The organism is Mycobacterium rhizamassiliense, assembly GCF_900157375.1.
GTDB lineage: Bacteria > Actinomycetota > Actinomycetes > Mycobacteriales > Mycobacteriaceae > Mycobacterium > Mycobacterium rhizamassiliense.
This window is the reverse complement of sequence record NZ_LT721901.1, coordinates 4,932,530-4,950,091: the sequence shown is the minus strand read 5'-3', so window position 1 is coordinate 4,950,091 and position 17,562 is coordinate 4,932,530. Positions and strand designations below refer to the sequence as shown.

Sequence of the window (17,562 nt, the reverse complement as noted above, 5' to 3'; positions counted from 1 at the left end):
CTGCCGGCGAGCCGTGTCGAATTCCTGCTTGCCGATGCCGCACCGGCGGCGGTGCTCACCAGTGCGGACCTGACCGGGCGGCTAGACGGGTCCGGCGTCGTGGTCATCGATGTCGACGACCCCATCGTGCACGCGCAGCCGAGCACGGCCCTGCCCGCGCCGCACGCCGACGATGTCGCGTACCTGATCTACACCTCGGGCACCACCGGTCTGCCGAAGGGCGTTGCCGTCACGCACGGCAACGTCACCCAGCTGATGGGCTCGCTGGACGCCGGCCTGCCGGCCGCGGGGGTGTGGACGCAGAGCCACTCGCTGGCCTTCGACGTCTCGGTGTGGGAGATCTTCGGTGCGCTGCTGCGCGGCGGCCGGCTGGTCGTGGTGCCGGACTCGGTGACCCGTTCCCCGGACGACTTCCACGACCTCATTGTCAGCCAGGGCGTCACCGTCCTCACGCAGACGCCGTCCGCGGTGGGCGTGCTGTCCCGCGAGGGGCTGGAGTCGGTGGCCGTGGTGATGGCCGGCGAAGCCTGCCCGCCCGAGGTAGTGGACCAGTGGGCTCCGGGCCGGGTGATGATCAACGCCTACGGCCCGACCGAGACGACGATGTGTGTGGCGATCAGTGCGCCCCTGGTTGCGGGCGCGGGGGTGGTGCCGATCGGCTCGCCGGTGCCGGGCGCGGCGCTGTTCGTGCTCGACGCGCGGTTGCGGCCGGTGCCGGCCGGGGTGGTCGGCGAGCTGTATGTCTCCGGCGCCGGTGTGGCCGGCGGATACCTGGGCCGGACGCCGTTGACGTCATCGCGGTTCGTGGCCTGCCCGTTCGGTGAGCCCGGCGACCGGATGTATCGCACCGGGGACCTGGTGCGCTGGGGCGCCGACGGGCAGCTGCAGTGCCTGGGCCGCGCCGACGAGCAGGTCAAGATCCGCGGCTACCGCATCGAGGTCGGCGAGGTGCAGGCCGCGTTGGCCGCGCTCGACGGCGTCGAACACGCGGTCGTGATCGCCCGCGAGGATCGCCCCGGCGACAAGCGACTGGTCGGTTACGTGACCGGCACCGCGGAGGCGGCCGACGCGCGCGCCGTGCTGGCCGAGCGGCTGCCGGCCTACCTGGTCCCGGCCGCGGTGATGGTGCTCGACGCGCTGCCGCTGACGGTCAACGGCAAGCTAGACACCCGCGCCCTGCCGGCACCGGAATACAGCGTCGGCGACTACCGTGCGCCGGGCAATGCGGTGGAGGAGATCCTGGCCGGCGTCTACGCCGAGGTCCTGGGCGTCGAACGCGTCGGCATCGACGATTCCTTCTTCGACCTCGGCGGCGACAGCATCTCCGCGATGAAACTGATCGCGGCGATCAACGCCAACCTGGATGCGAACCTGTTGGTGCGCAGCGTGTTCGAGGCGCCCACGGTCGCCGAGCTCGCGACGAGGATCGACGAGGGCGACAGCTGGCTCGAGCCGGTGGTGGCCGCTGAGCGGCCGGCGGTGATCCCGCTGTCGTTCGCGCAGAGCCGCTTGTGGTTCCTGGACCAATTGCAGGGTCCCTCACCGGTTTACAACATCGCCGCGGCACTGCGGCTGGACGGGCGCCTGGATGCCGGGGCGCTGGGCGCCGCGCTGGCCGACGTGGTGATCCGCCACGAGAGCCTGCGCACCCTGATCGTCGCGCCCGAGGGCATCCCGCAACAGGTGGTGCTGCCCGTCGAACGCGTCGAGGTGGATTGGCAGGTCGTCGACGCCGCGGGTTGGCCGGCGGAACGGCTGACCGAGGCCGTCGGCGCGGCGGCGCTGCACACGTTTGACCTGTCCTCCGACATCCCGTTGCGGGCAACACTTTTCCGCGTCACCGATGACGAGCACGTGTTGGTGGCCGCCGTGCACCACATCGCCGCCGACGGCTGGTCGATCACGCCGCTGGCGCGCGACCTGGGCGTGGCGTACACCAGCCGCTGCGCCGGGCAGGCCCCGGACTGGATCGAATTGCCGGTGCAGTACGTCGATTACACGCTGTGGCAGCGCACGCAATTCGGCGAGCTCGACGACAGCGACAGCCCGATTGCCTCCCAGCTGGCCTACTGGCAGGAGGCCCTGGCCGGGATGCCCGAGCGGCTGCAGCTTCCGACCGACCGGCCCTACCCGCAGGTCGCCGACCAACGCGGCGCCAGCGTCGAGGTGGACTGGCCCGTCGAACTGCAGCACCGGATCACCTCGATGGCCCGGCAGCACGATGCGACCGGCTTCATGGTGCTGCAAGCCGCCCTGGCGGTGCTGCTCTCGAAGCTCAGCGCGAGTCCCGATGTGGCGGTGGGCTTCCCGATCGCCGGACGGCGCGACCCCGCGCTGGACGACCTGGTCGGCTTCTTCGTCAACACCCTGGTGCTGCGCGTCGACGTCGCAGGCGACCCGACCTTCGCCGACCTGCTGGCGCAGGTGCGCCAGCGCAGCCTGGCCGCCTACGAGCACCAGGACGTGCCCTTCGAGGTGCTGGTCGAGCGGCTCAACCCGACTCGGTCGCTGCAACATCACCCGCTGGTGCAGGTGATGCTGGCCTGGCAGAACCTCCCGGGCCACACCGGCGGCGGCGCCTCGCTGGCCCTGGGCGACGTTCAGGTCACCCCGATGCCGGTGGACACCCACACCGCCCGGATGGACCTGACGATCTCGCTGGCGGAACGCTGGGACGAGACCGGCGAGCCCGCCGGCATCGGCGGCACGATCGAATACCGCACCGATGTCTTTGACGCGCAGACCATTCGGACGCTCGTCGACCGGCTGCAGCGGGTGCTGATGGCCATGACGGCCGATTCGTCGCGGATGTTGTCGTCGATGGATCTGCTCGACGACACCGAGCGAGTGCGCCTCGACGAGCTCGGCAACCGGGCCGTGTTGGCTCGGCCGGCCGCCGACGCCTCGATTCCCGCGTTGTTCGCCGAGCAGGTAGCCGCGACGCCGGACGCGGTGGCGCTGGTCTGCGGCGACCGTTCGCTGACCTACGCGGAGCTCGACGCGGCGTCGAACCGGTTGGCACACTTGCTGACCGAGCGCGGCGCGAGGCCGGGAACATCTGTCGCCCTGACGTTTTCGCGGTCGGCCGAGGCGATCGTGTCGATCCTCGCGGTGCTCAAGAGTGGGGCGGCCTATCTGCCGATCGACCCGGCCCTGCCGGAAGCGCGCATCGGCTTCGTCCTCGAGGACGCCGCGCCCGTCGCGACGATCACCACCGCCGCGCTGGCCGAACGGCTCGACGGCCTGGGCGTGCCGGTCATCGACGTCGACGACCCCGCCGTCGCGGCCCAGGACAGCACCCCGCTGCCGGCACCCACCGCGGACGACATCGCGTACTTCATCTACACCTCCGGCACCACCGGTGTCCCCAAAGGCGTTGCAGTGACACACCGCAACGCCACCCAGCTACTGGCGTCGCTCGACGCCGATCTGCCGTCGCCCGGCGTGTGGTCGCAGTGGCACTCGCTGTCCTTCGACGTGTCAGTGTTCGAGATCTTCGGCGCGCTGCTGCACGGCGGCCGGCTGGTCGTGGTCTCCGAAGAGGCCGCCCGCTCGCCGGAAGACCTGCATGCGCTGCTGGTCGCCGAGCAGGTGACCGTGTTGAACCAAACACCTTCTGCCACGGGCATGTTGTCGCCCGAGGGGCTGGACGGCATGGCATTGGTCGTCGCGGGTGAGGCCTGCCCGACCGAGCTGGTGGACCGCTGGGCGGCACCGGGCCGGGTGATGATCAACGCCTATGGCCCGACTGAGGCCACGGTGTACGCGGCGATCAGTGCGCCGCTGCGGGCGGGCTCGGGCGTGGTCCCGATCGGTTCGCCCGTCCCGGGTGCGGCGCTGTTCGTGCTCGACACGCACTTGCACCCGGTGCCCGCCGGTGTGGTCGGCGAGTTGTACGTCGCTGGCGCCGGTGTGGCCGGTGGCTATTGGAAACGATCGGCGTTGACGGGCTCCCGGTTCGTCGCGTGCCCGTTCGGCGAGCCCGGCGAGCGGATGTATCGCACCGGCGACCTGGTCTGCTGGGGTGCCGACGGGCAGCTCCAATACCTGGGCCGCGCCGATCAGCAGGTCAAGCTCCGCGGCTACCGCATCGAACTCGGCGAGGTCCAGGCCGCGCTGTCGGCCGTCGACGGCGTCGAGCAGGCCGTGGTGATCGCGCGCGAGGACCGGCCCGGTGACAAGCGCCTGGTTGGCTACGTCACGGGGGGCGCAGACCCGGCGGCGGTGCGGACCGCGGTGGCCGACCGGCTGCCGTCGTACATGGTGCCGGGCGCGGTGGTGGGCATCGAGACCCTGCCGCTGACGCCCAACGGAAAGCTCGACACCCGTGCCCTGCCGGCACCGGAGTACCAGGACGTCGATCGGTACCGGGCCCCGGCCAACGCGGTCGAGGAGATCCTGGCCGGCATCTACGCCCAGGTCCTCGGGCTGGAGCGAGTCGGTGTCGACGACTCGTTCTTCGACCTCGGCGGCGACAGCATCTCGTCGATGCAGGTCGTCACCCGCGCCCGCGCCGCGGGCCTGGTCTGCAAGACGCGCGACATCTTCGTCGAGCAGACCGTGGCCCGGCTGGCCCGGGTGGCTGGTGTGGCCGATGGCGAAGCCGCCGTCTACGACGAGGGACTGGGCCCGGTGCTGGCCACCCCAATCATCAAGTGGCTGAACAATGTTGACGGTTCGGTCGAGCAGTTCAACCAGACCGTGCTGGTGCAGGCTCCCGCCGGAGTCACCGAGGCCGACGTGGTGGTCGTGTTGCAGGCCCTGATCGATCGGCACGCCATGCTGCGGCTGCGCGTCGACGACGACGGTGCCGGGGGATGGTCGTTGAGCATCCCGGACGTGGGAACGGTGAGCGCCGGCTCGTGCCTACAGACGGTGGACGCGCTGTCCGACGAGGCGCTGGTGGCGGCGCGGTCGCGGTTGAGCCCCGCGGGCGGGGCGATGCTCAGCGCGTTGTGGGCCAGCTCCACCGGTCAGCTCGTGGTCATCGTGCACCACCTGGCCGTCGATGGCGTGTCGTGGCGAATCCTGTTGGAGGACTTGAACATCGCCTGGGCCCAGCACCGATCGGGGCAGCCGGTGGCGCTGCCGGCGGGCGGGACGTCGTTTGCCCGGTGGTCGGCGCTGCTGGCCGACTACGCGCAAAGCCCGGACGTCGCGCGGCACGCGGACGCGTGGCAGGAGATCGCGGCCACTCCCGCCGCGCTGCCCGCGGTGCAACCCGCCGTGGACACCTTCGCCGCGGCCGGGCACCTGTCGGCGGAACTGGACGCCGAGACCACCCGGATGCTGTTGGGTGAGGTTCCGGCGGCGTTCCACGCCGGCATCAACGACGTCCTGTTGATCGCCTTCGGCATGGCGGTAAGGGAATTCGTCGACGCCGGCGACGCGCCGGTCGCCATCGACGTCGAGGGTCACGGCCGGCACGAGGACGTCGCCGCCGAGGCCGACCTGGCCCGCACCGTGGGCTGGTTCACCGCCAAATACCCGGTATCGCTGGCTATTAACGACCTGGCCTGGTCGCAGGTGCAGGCCGGCGACGCCGCGCTGGGCGCCGCGATCAAGCGCGCCAAGGAGCAGCTGCGTTCACTGCCCGAGCCGTTGACGTACGGATTGCTGCGCTACCTGAACGGCGACGTGGACCTCGATGGCGCCGACCCGACCATCGGGTTCAACTACCTGGGCCGCCCGGGCGGCGGGGTCGAGCTCTCCGACGAGCTGTGGCGCGTCGGCCAGGAAGGTGCCTCGGTCACCGGCGTGGCCGCCGCGATCCCGATGCCGTTGATGCACACCCTCGAGCTCAACGCGGTCGCCATGGACACCGAGGCGGGCCCGCAGCTGCACGCCAATTGGACCTGGGCGCCGTCGGCGCTCGACCAGGAGCAGATCGGCAGGCTGAGCCGCCTGTGGTTCGAGGCCCTGGCCGGGATCTGCGCCCACGTGCGCTCCGGCGGCGGCGGTTTGACGCCGTCCGACATCGCGCCGGCGCGCCTGAGCCAACAGCAGATCGACCAGCTGCAGCGCGAACAGGGCATCGCCGATGTGCTGCCCCTGACCTCGGTGCAGCAGGGATTGTTGTTCCACGCCAACGCATCCGGGGCCACCGGCGACCTGTACGCGGGACAGCTGGACATCAGCATCGCGGGGCCGCTGGACGAACATCGCCTGTGCGAAGCGGTCCGCACCATGGTCAACCGGCACCCGAACCTGGTCGCCCGGTTCTGCCCGCAGTTCGACGAGCCGGTGCAGATCATCCCCGCCGACCCGGTGTTGGCATGGCACGTCGTCGACCTCGGCACCGAAACCGGCAGTAGCACAACGGATATCCAGGCTATCTGCGCGGCCGAGCGCGCAGCGGTCTGCGACCTCGCGGGACAGCCCGCGTTCCGGGTCGCGCTCATCCGCACCGCGCCGGAGCGGCACCGGCTGGTGCTGACGAACCACCACATCGTGCTCGACGGCTGGTCGATGCCGATCATGCTGGGCGAGATCTTCGCCGGCTACTACGGGCACGCATTGCCCGCGGTGGCGCCCTACCGCAACTTCGTCAGCTGGCTGGCCGCCCGCGACCGCAACGCGGCCCGCGCGGCCTGGGCCGAGGTGTTCGCGGGGCTGGACGCCCCCACACTGGTCAGCCCCCAGGACCGGCTGAAGCCGGGGGAGCAGAGCGTCAAGGCATTCCGGTTGCCGGCCGAAATCACCCGCGCCGTCAGCGACCTGGCCCGCTCGTGCCGCACCACCGTCAACACGGTGCTGCAGGGCGCCTTCGCGCAGCTGTTGTGCGGCCTCACCGGCCAGCACGATGTCGTGTTCGGCACCACCGTCTCGGGCCGGCCGCCGGAAGTGGTCGGCGCGGAATCGATGGTGGGCCTGATGATCAACACGGTGCCGGTGCGCGCCAACATCACCGCCGCCACCACCACCGCGGACCTGATCGAGCAGCTGCAGGGTGCCTACAACGACACCCTCGAGCATCAGCACTTGGCGCTCAACGAGATTCACCGCGTCGCGGGTCAGGACAAGCTGTTCGACACCCTGTTCGCCTTCGAGAACTACCCGATCGATTCCGAGGCGCTGGCGGGTGACCACGACCTGGCCATCACCGACGTCGCCACCCGGGAATCGACGCACTACCCGCTGACGCTGCAGGCCCAGCCCGGCGACGAGATCGCGCTGCGCGTCGAATACGACACCGACGTCTTCGATGCGGGCAGCATCGACGCGTTGATCGAACGGTTGCAGCGGGTGTTGGTGGCCATGACCACCGACCCGGCCCGGCGGCTGTCGTCGATCGACGTGCTGGACGCCGACGAGCGCACCCAGCTCGACGCGTGGGGTGCCCGGGCCGTGCTCGCGAAGCCGGCGGCCGACGCCTCGATCCCGGCGTTGTTCGCCGAGCGGGTGGCCGCGGCCCCGGATGCCGTCGCTCTGGTCTGCGACGGCCGGTCGCTGACGTACGCGGAGCTCGACGTGGCGTCGAACCGGTTGGCGCACGCGCTTACCGAACGTGGGGCGGGCCCGGGACAGTCTGTGGCGCTGCTCTTTTCGCGGTCGGCCGAGGCGATCGTGTCGATCCTGGCGGTGCTCAAGACCGGGGCGGCCTACCTGCCGATCGACCCCGCGGTCCCCGCGGCCCGGCTGGACTTCGTCCTCGGCGACGCCGCGCCGATCGCCGTCGTCACCACCGCGGAATGGGCGGAACCGCTTGACGGGCACCGGCTTTCGGTCGTCGACGTCAACGACCCGGCCGTCGCGGCCCAACCCAGCACCGCGCTGCCGGTGCCCGCGGCCGGCGACATCGCCCACATCATCTACACCTCGGGCACGACGGGCGCGCCGAAGGGCGTCGCCGTCACCCACCGCAATGTCACCCGGCTGTTCGACTCGCTCGACGTCGGCCTGGACATGGGGCCGGGCCAGGTGTGGACGCAGTGCCACTCGTACGCCTTCGACTACTCGGTGTGGGAGATCTGGGGCGCGCTGCTGCACGGCGGACGTCTGGTCGTGGTGCCCGAATCCGTGACCCGATCGCCGGAGGACTTCCACAGCCTGCTCGTCGCCGAGCGGGTCACCGTGTTGAGCCAGACCCCGTCGGCCGTCGGCGTGCTGTCGCCCGAGGGCCTGGAATCCGCCTCGCTGGTGATCGCCGCCGAGGCCTGCCCGCCCGAGGTCGTGGACCGCTGGGCGCCCGGGCGCGTGATGGTCAACGCCTACGGCCCCACCGAGACAACGGTGTACGCCACGATCAGTGCGCCGCTGGCGCCCGGATCGGGCGCACCCCCGATCGGTGCACCGGTGCCGGGGGCTGCGCTGTTCGTGCTCGACGAGTGGCTGCGGCCGCTGCCGGCCGGCATGGTCGGCGAGCTGTACGTGGCCGGCCACGGTGTGGCGTCCGGGTACCTGGGCCGCGCCGGGTTGACCTCGTCGCGCTTCGTGGCGTGCCCGTTCGGCGAGCCCGGACAGCGCATGTATCGCACCGGCGACCTGGTGCGCTGGGCCGCCGACGGCCAGCTCCAATACCTGGGCCGCGCCGACGACCAGGTCAAGGTCCGCGGCTACCGCATCGAACTCGGTGAGATCCAGGCGGCCCTGGCCACCCTGGACGGGGTGGACCGGGCGGTTGTGATCGCCCGCGAGGACCGTCCCGGCGACAAGCGACTGGTCGGCTACGTGACCGGGACCGCCGACGTGGCCGAGGCGCGTGCCGCGCTGGCCGAGCGGCTGCCGGCCTACATGGTGCCGACGGCCGTGGTGGCGCTCGACACGCTGCCGGTGACCGTCAACGGCAAGCTGGACGTCCGCGCGCTGCCGGCGCCGGAGTATCGCGACTCCGATCGGTACCGCGCGCCCGGTAACGCCGTCGAGGGCATCGTGGCAGGCATCTACGCCGAGGTGCTCGGTGTCGACCGCGTCGGCATCGACGACTCCTTCTTCGACCTTGGCGGGGACAGCATTTCGGCGATGCGCCTGGTTGCGGCCATCAACACCAGCTTCGAGTCCAACCTTGCGGTGCGCGCCGTGTTCGAGTCGCCCACGGTGGCCCAGTTGTCGCCGCGCATCGGCGAGGGCACGGGCGGCCTGCCCGCGTTGGTGGCCGGCGAGCGCCCGGCGGTGATTCCGTTGTCGTTCGCGCAGAAGCGGTTGTGGCTCCTGGATCAGCTGCAGGGCCCGTCGCCGGTCTACAACATCGCGACGGCGATGCGGCTGAGCGGACGGCTCGACGCCGACGCGCTGGGCGCGGCGCTGGGCGACGTCGTGGCGCGCCACGAGAGCCTGCGCACGCTGTTCGTCACGGTCGACGGAACGCCCCAGCAGGTGATCCTGCCCGTCAGCGCCGCCGCCTTCGGCTGGGACGTCGTCGACGCCACCGGATGGCCCGCGGGCCGGCTCGACGAGGCCATCGGCGCCGTCGCTCGCCACACGTTCGACCTGTCGGCCGAAATACCGCTGCGGGCAACACTCTTCAACACGGGCCAGGACGAGCACGTGTTGGTGGCGGTGGTACACCACATCGCCGCCGACGGGTGGTCGTTGACCCCGCTGGTGCGCGACATCGGCATGGCCTACGCCAGCCGGTGCGCGGGCCACGTCCCCGGCTGGACTCCGCTGGCGGTGCAGTACGTCGACTACACGCTGTGGCAGCGCGCGCAGCTGGGTGAGCTCGACGACAAGCAGAGCCCGGTCACCGCGCAGCTGGCGTACTGGGAAGAGGCGCTGGCCGGAATGCCCGAGCGGCTGCAGCTGCCCACCGATCGGCCCTACCCGCTGGTGGCCGACCAGCGCGGTGCCACCGTCGAGGTCAACTGGCCCGCCGCGTTGCAGCGACAGGTTGCCCTGGTGGCCCGGGAGCACAACGCGACCGGCTTCATGGTGGTGCAGGCCGCCCTGGCGGTGCTGCTGTCGAATGTCACCGCCAGTTCCGATGTGGCGGTGGGCTTCCCGATCGCCGGACGACGCGACCCCGCGCTGGACGACCTGATCGGCTTCTTCGTCAACACGCTGGTGCTGCGCGTCGAGCTCGCCGACGGCGGCAACTTCACCGACGTGCTGGAGCAGGTGCGCCAGCGCAGCCTGGCCGCCTACGAGCACCAGGACGTGCCCTTCGAGGTGCTGGTCGAGCGGCTCAACCCGAGCCGGTCGCTGACCCATCACCCGCTGGTGCAGGTGATGTTGGCCTGGCAAAACTTCCCGGGGCAGACCAATGATCCCGCCGCCGCGATGGGCCTGGGCGACCTGGAGGTCACGCCGCTGCCGATGGACACCCAGTCCGCCCGAATGGATTTGGTGTTCTCCCTCGGCGAAAACTGGACCGACTCCGGTGAACCCGCCGGAATCGGCGGGCGAGTGGAGTTCCGCACCGACGTGTTCGACGCGCTCAGCATCGAGACGTTGATCGAGCGGCTGCAGCGGGTGCTGCTGGCGGTCACCGCCGATCCCACGCGGTCGTTGTCGGCGGTGGATCTGCTGCACGACGGCGAGCGCGCCCGGCTCGACGAGTTCGGGAACCGGGCGGTGCTGGCTCAGCCGGCCGCCGAGGCGTCGATTCCCGCGTTGTTCGCCGAGCAGGTCGCGGCCACGCCGGACGCGGTGGCGCTGGTCTGCGGCGACCGTTCGCTGACCTACGCGGAGCTCGACGTGGCGTCGAACCGGTTGGCGCATCTGCTGACCGAACGCGGCGCGGGCCCGGGACAGTCTGTGGCGCTGCTGTTTTCGCGGTCGGCCGAGGCGATCGTGTCGATCCTGGCGGTGCTCAAGAGCGGGGCGGCCTATCTGCCGATCGACCCGGCCCTGCCCGAGGCGCGGATCGGCTTCATGGTCGAGGACGCCGCACCTGTCGCCGCGGTGACCACCGCCGAGTACGCCGGCCGCTTCGGCGCAACCGGTCTCGCCGTCATCGACATCAACGATTCCGTCGTGGCAACCCAGCCGAGCACGCCGTTGCCGGCACCCGCACCGGACGACATCGCCTACCTGATCTACACCTCGGGAACCACCGGTGTGCCCAAGGGCGTGGCCATCGCGCATCGCCATGCGACGCAGCTACTTTCGTCGATCGGCAGCGTTCTGCCGTCGCCGGGAGTGTGGTCGCAGTGGCATTCGTTGTCCTTTGACGTGTCGGTGTGGGAGATCTTCGGTGCGCTGTTGCACGGCGGGCGGTTGGTCGTGGTGTCCGAAGACGTCGCGCGCTCGCCCGAAGACCTGCACGCGCTGCTGGTCGCCGAGCAGGTGACCGTGTTGAACCAAACACCTTCTGCCACGGGCATGTTGTCGCCCGAGGGGCTGGACGGCATGGCATTGGTCGTCGCGGGTGAGGCCTGCCCGACCGAGCTGGTGGACCGCTGGGCGGCACCGGGCCGGGTGATGATCAACGCCTACGGCCCGACCGAGGCCACGGTGTACGCGGCGATCAGTGCGCCGCTGCGGGCGGGCTCGGGTGTGGCACCGATCGGTTCGCCCGCCCCGGGTGCTGCGCTGTTCGTGCTCGACAAGTGGCTGCGCCCGGTGCCCGCGGGTGTGGTCGGTGAGCTGTACGTCGCCGGCGCCGGAGTCGGGTACGGGTACGCGGGCCGGGCCCCGTTGACCGGAACGCGTTTCGTCGCATGCCCGTTCGGCGAGGCCGGCGATCGGATGTATCGCACCGGCGACCTGGTGCGTTGGGGCGCCGACGGGCAGCTGCAGTACCTGGGCCGCGCCGACGAGCAGGTCAAGATCCGCGGCTACCGCATCGAACTCGGCGAGGTCCAGGCGGCGCTGGCCGCGGTCGACGGCGTCGAGCAGGCGGTGGTGATCGCCCGCGAGGACCGCCCCGGGGACAAGCGACTGGTGGGTTATGTCACCGGCACCGTGGACCCGGCACAGGCGCGTGCCGAGTTGGGTCAGCGACTGCCCGGCTACATGGTCCCCGCGGCCATCGTCGCGTTGGCGGATCTGCCGTTGACCCCCAACGGAAAACTCGACCGGCGAGCCCTGCCCGCACCCGAGTACCGCGACGCCGACCACTATCGCGCGCCGGGCACCGAGGTCGAGGAGATCCTGGCCGGCATCTACGCCGAAGTCCTTGGGCTGGAACGTGTCGGCGTCGACGACTCCTTCTTCGAACTGGGCGGCGACAGCATCCTGTCGATGCAGGTCGTCGCGCGGGCCCGCGCCGCGGGCCTGACGTGCCGTCCGCGCGACGTGTTCGTCGAGCAGACCGTGGCCCGGCTGGCCTCGGTCACCGGTCTGGCCGACGACGAGGCCGGCGTGGTCGACGAGGGCGTGGGACCGCTATCGGCGACCCCGATCATCCGCTGGCTGGAGACCGTCGACGGCCCGATCGAACAGTTCAACCAGACCGTCGTAGTGCAGGCCCCGGCCGAGGCGACCGAGGCCGACGCGGCAATCGTGTTGCAGGCCTTGGTGGATCGGCACGCGATGCTGCGCCTGCGCATCGACGACGCGGCGGGCGAGTGGTCGCTGACCGTGCCCGACGCGGGCGCCGTGGACGCGGCAAACCTGGTGCACGCGGTCGACGAGTTGTCCGACGAAGCGGTGATGAGCGCCCGGTCGCGGCTGAACCCGGCCGGCGGCGTGATGCTCAGCGCGCTGTGGGTGGCATCCACCCGCCAGCTGGTCCTCATCGTCCACCACCTGGCCGTCGACGCGGTGTCCTGGTGGATCTTGTTGAAGGACCTCAACATTGCGTGGGCCCTGCACCGTGGCGGACAACCCGTCGAGCTGCCGGTGGCGGGAACGTCGTTCGCCCGCTGGGCGTCACTGCTTTCCGAACAGGCCCACAGTGCCGAGGTCGTCGCGCATGCGGACGCGTGGCGGCGGGTGGCGGAGATCCCCGCCGCATTGCCCGCCGTGCGGCCCGAGGTCGACACCTACGCCAACGCCGGACACCTGTCGGTGTCGCTGGACGACTCCGACACGGTCCGCACGCTGTTGGGTGAGGCACCCGCGGCCTTCCATGCCGGCATCCACGACATCCTGTTGATCGCCTTCGGTTTGGCGTGGTCGGAGTTCCTGGGCAACGGCGGGGCGCCGATCGGCATCGACGTCGAGGGCCACGGGCGCCAGGAGGAACTGGGCGCGAGCGTCGACCTGTCGCAGACCGTCGGGTGGTTCACCGCCAAGTACCCGGTCGCGCTGGCCGTGGGCGGCCTCGACTGGTCGCACGTGGTCACCGGTGCACCGGGGCTGGGTGCGGTGCTCAAGGACGCCAAAGAGCAGCTTCGCGCCCTGCCCGATGGGCTGACCTATGGCCTGCTGCGCTACCTGAATGCCGATGTCGATCTGGACGCGTCCGACCCACCGATCGGGTTCAACTACTTCGGGCGGATGGGTGCCCAGAGTGCCGAGGGCGCCGGCCTGGGCTGGCAGATCAGCCAGGACGGCGCATCGGTCACCGGCCTGGCGACGGCGGTCTCCATGCCGCTGATGCACACCGTGGAGCTCAACGCCGGCACCGTCGACGCCGGCGATGGGCCGCGGCTGCAGGCCGAATGGGCCTGGGCCCCTTCGGCATTCGACGAGTCACAGGCGCGCCACCTGAGCCGGCTGTGGTTCGAGGCCCTGACCGGGATCTGCGCGCACGTGCGAAGCGGCGGGGGAGGACTCACACCCTCCGACGTCGCGCCCGCCCGCCTCGACCAGCCGCAGATCGACGAGCTGCAGCGGCACTACGACATCGCCGACATCCTGCCGCTCACCCCGCTGCAGCAGGGGCTGCTGTTCCACGCCAACACCGCGCAAGGCTTCGGCGACGACCACCTGTACGCGATCCAGCTGGAATTCGGCTTCACCGGCGCCCTCGACACCGAGCGCCTGCGCGACGCGCTGCACACAGTGGTGGCCCGGCATCCGAACCTGGCGGCCCGGTTCAGCCAGCAGTTCGACGAACCCGTGCAGATCATCCCGGCGGACCCGGAAATGGTCTGGCGCACGATCGATCTGGATGCCGAAGCCGCTCTGGACGGCAACGCCGATCCCGACGAGCGGATCCAGCGGCTGTGCGCCGCGGAACGCGCAGCGGTCTACGACCTCGCCGACCAGCCGGCCACCCGCGCCGCACTGGTCCGCATCGACGCGGAGCGGTACCGGTTGGTGCTGACCGTGCACCACATCGTGCTCGACGGCTGGTCGCTGCCGATCCTGCTGGCCGAGATCTTCGCCAGCTTCAGCGGACAGCGGCTCCCCGCGGCGGTTCCCTACCGGGCGTTCGTCTCCTGGCTGGCCGGCCGCGACGTGGACGCGGCCCGCGATGCCTGGCGTAATACCTTGGCGGGCTTTGAAATTCCGACACTGGTCGGACCGCCGCAACGCACCAGGCTCGGGGCCCGGGGCGTCAAATCGTATGGCGTGCCCACCGAGACGACGCGAGCGCTCGGCGACCTCGCGCGCTCGTCGCACACCACGATGAACGTCGTGTTGCAGGCCGCCTGGGCGCAACTGCTCGGCTGGGTGACCGGCCACCAGGACGTCGCGTTCGGTACCACGGTGTCGGGCCGCCCGGCCGACGTGCCCGGGGCGGATTCGATTGTCGGCCTGATGATCAACACCGTCCCGGTGCGGGCGAACCTCACCGCGGCGACCACCACGGCCGCCCTGATCGACGGGTTGCAAAGCGCCCACAACGAGACGCTGGAGCACCAGCACCTCGCGCTGAGCGAGATGCATCGCATCACCGGCCACGAAAAGCTGTTCGACACGCTCTTCGCCTACGAGAACTACCCGGTGAACGCCGAAGCGCTGGCGGGCAATCCCGGCTTGGCCGTCACCGACGCCACGGTCCGCGAATACAACCACTATCCGCTGACGGTCCAGGCGCAGCCCGGCGCCGAGCTGGCGCTGCGCGTCGAATATGACACCGCCGTCTTCGACGAGGGCAGCATCGATGCGCTGATCGACCGGATGCAACACGTGCTGCTGGCGATGACCGACGACCCGACCCGGCGGCTCTCGTCGGTGGACCTGCTCGACGAGCCGGAGCACGCGCGGCTGGACGAGTTCGGCAACCGGGCGCTGCTGACGAAGCCGGCGGCCACGCCGGTGTCGATCCCGGCACTGTTCGCCACGCAGCTGGCCCGCAGGCCGGACGAGGTGGCGATCAGCTGGTCGGGGCAGTCCATGACCTACCGCGAGCTGGACGAGGCCGCCAACCGGTTGGCGCACCTGCTGGCCGGCCAGGGCGCCGGCCCGGGACAGTCTGTGGCGCTGCTGTTTTCGCGGTCGGCCGAGGCGGTCGTGGCGATCCTGGCCGTGCTCAAGACCGGGGCCGCATACCTGCCGATCGACCCGACGGCCCCGCTGGCCCGGATCAAGTTCATGCTCGAGGACTCGGCTCCGATCGCCGCGATCACGACAGCGGGCCTGCGATCCCGGCTGGACGGGTCCGAGCTGACGGTCATCGACATCGAGGAAGCGCAGGTCGAGGCCTACCCGTGCACGCCGCTGCCGGCGCCCGACGCCGACAGCATCGCCTACATCATCTACACGTCGGGTACCACCGGTGTGCCCAAGGGCGTGGCGATCACGCACCACAACGCCACCCAGCTGCTCGGCACGCTCGACGCCGGCCTGCCGGCCGCGGGTATCTGGACGCAGACTCACTCGTACTCGTTCGACGTGTCGGTGTGGGAGGTCTTCGGCGCGCTGCTGCGCGGCGGCCGGTTGGTCGTGGTGCCCGAGTCGGTGGCGCGGTCACCGGAAGACATGCAGGCCTTGCTGATCGGCGAACAGGTCAGCGTGTTCACCCAGACGCCGTCGGCGGTGGCGACGCTCTCGCCCGAGGGCCTGGAGTCGGTGTCGCTGGTGATCGTCGGCGAGGCCTGCCCAGCGGAGGTCGTCGATCGCTGGGCGCCGGGCCGGGTGATGGTCAATGCCTACGGCCCGACCGAGACCACGATGTGCGTGGCGATCAGCGCGCCGCTCACCGCGGGATCGGGTGCACCGCCCATCGGTTCGCCGGTGTCGGGCGCGGCGTTGTTCGTGCTCGACGGCTGGCTGCGGCCGGTGCCGGTCGGGGCGGTCGGCGAGCTGTATGTGGCCGGCGACGGGGTCGGCTGCGGATACGTGGGCCGGTCCGAGCTGACCGCGTCGCGGTTCGTGGCCTGCCCCTTCGGCGAGCCCGGAGCCCGCATGTACCGCACCGGTGACCTGGTGTCCTGGGGCGCCGACGGGCAGCTGCGCTACCTGGGCCGTGCCGATGAGCAGGTCAAGATCCGCGGCTACCGCATTGAACTCGGCGAAGTTCAGTCGGCACTGAGCAAGCTGGACGGCGTGCGCCAAGCGGTCGTGATCGCCCGCGAGGACCGCCCCGGCGACAAGCGATTGGTCGGGTACGTCACCGGCACGGCGGATCCGGTCGAGTTGCGCGGTCAGCTCGCCGACCGGTTGCCGGCCTACATGGTCCCGGCGGCGCTGGTGGCGCTCGACATCATGCCGCTGACGACTAACGGCAAGCTCGACACCCGGGCCCTGCCGGCACCGGAGTACCTCGGTGCGGGATATCGCGCGCCCACCAACGCCGTCGAAGAGATCCTGGCCGACATCTACGCGCAGGTCCTCGGGCTGGAGCTGGTCGGCATCGACGACTCCTTCTTCGATCTGGGCGGTGACTCGCTCTCGGCGATGCGGTTGATCGCGATGATCAACTCCAACCTGAACGCCGACCTCGCGGTGCGCACCCTGTTCGACCTGCCCACCGTGCGGCGGCTGGCTCGGCGGCTGGCGATACACTCCTCCGCTACCCGAGAGATCGTTCCCGTTCAGATGCTGCGGGAAGGCATTGGCGTACCGCTGTTCTGCCTCCATCCCGCCGGGGGCGTCAGCTGGCCCTACCAGGTCCTCGGCGACTACGTGGACTGCCCGATCATCGGCATTCAACAGGCCCGGCGGGGCGAAGAACCCGAGCCGCTGTCGATTCCGGAGATGGCCGCGAACTACGCCGACAGGATCCAGGAGATCTATCCCAGCGGGCCCTACAACCTGCTCGGCTGGTCCTACGGCGGTGTCGTCGCCCATGAGGTCGCCGTCGAGCTGCAGCGGCGGGGCGGGGTGGTCGCGCGCCTGATCCTGCTCGACGCGCAACCCGGCCTGGACGGCAGAATCGCTGTGCCGGAGCTGATTTCCGACGGAAATGGCGCGGAACACGAGGAGCCGCTGACCTACCAGCAGACGGACGAATTGCTACGCGAGCTCGGCGCCATCGACCTGTCCCGGTACGAGCAGTTCTTCGACACGCTTGTCGAGAACCTGAAGAGCAATGTGGCGCTGTACCGCTCGCATCAGCCGGGCGTCTTCTATGGCGACATGACGATCCTGTCCGCGGTGCAGGGTGCGGACAATCGCAGTTCGTATCTTTCGCAGAGTTGGCGCCCCTACGTTTTCGGCGACGTCAGGACGCACTCGATCGACTGCACGCACAACGAGATGCTGGCCGCCGAGTCGGTCAGGATGTACGCCAAGCACCTCGCGCAGTTGTTGCTGCATGTGGAGCTCGAACTCGAATTCGCCTCTGACGGCTGGGTTGAGGTCAGGCGTCCCGACGGCCAGCTCGGAGACGAGCGCGCCGGGTAA

At 70.5% G+C, this 17,562-nt stretch carries 1 protein-coding gene (running past one end of the window); it reads left to right on the top strand.

Annotated elements, in window-relative coordinates; genetic code table 11:
• Nucleotides 1-17,562, top strand: the 3' portion of a protein-coding gene (locus MRAB57_RS23695) for a non-ribosomal peptide synthetase (protein WP_077089502.1). Its footprint begins 13,629 nt before the window's first position; the window shows 17,562 of its 31,191 coding nt (coding positions 13,630-31,191); its start codon lies beyond the left edge, outside the window; it ends in the stop codon at nucleotides 17,560-17,562.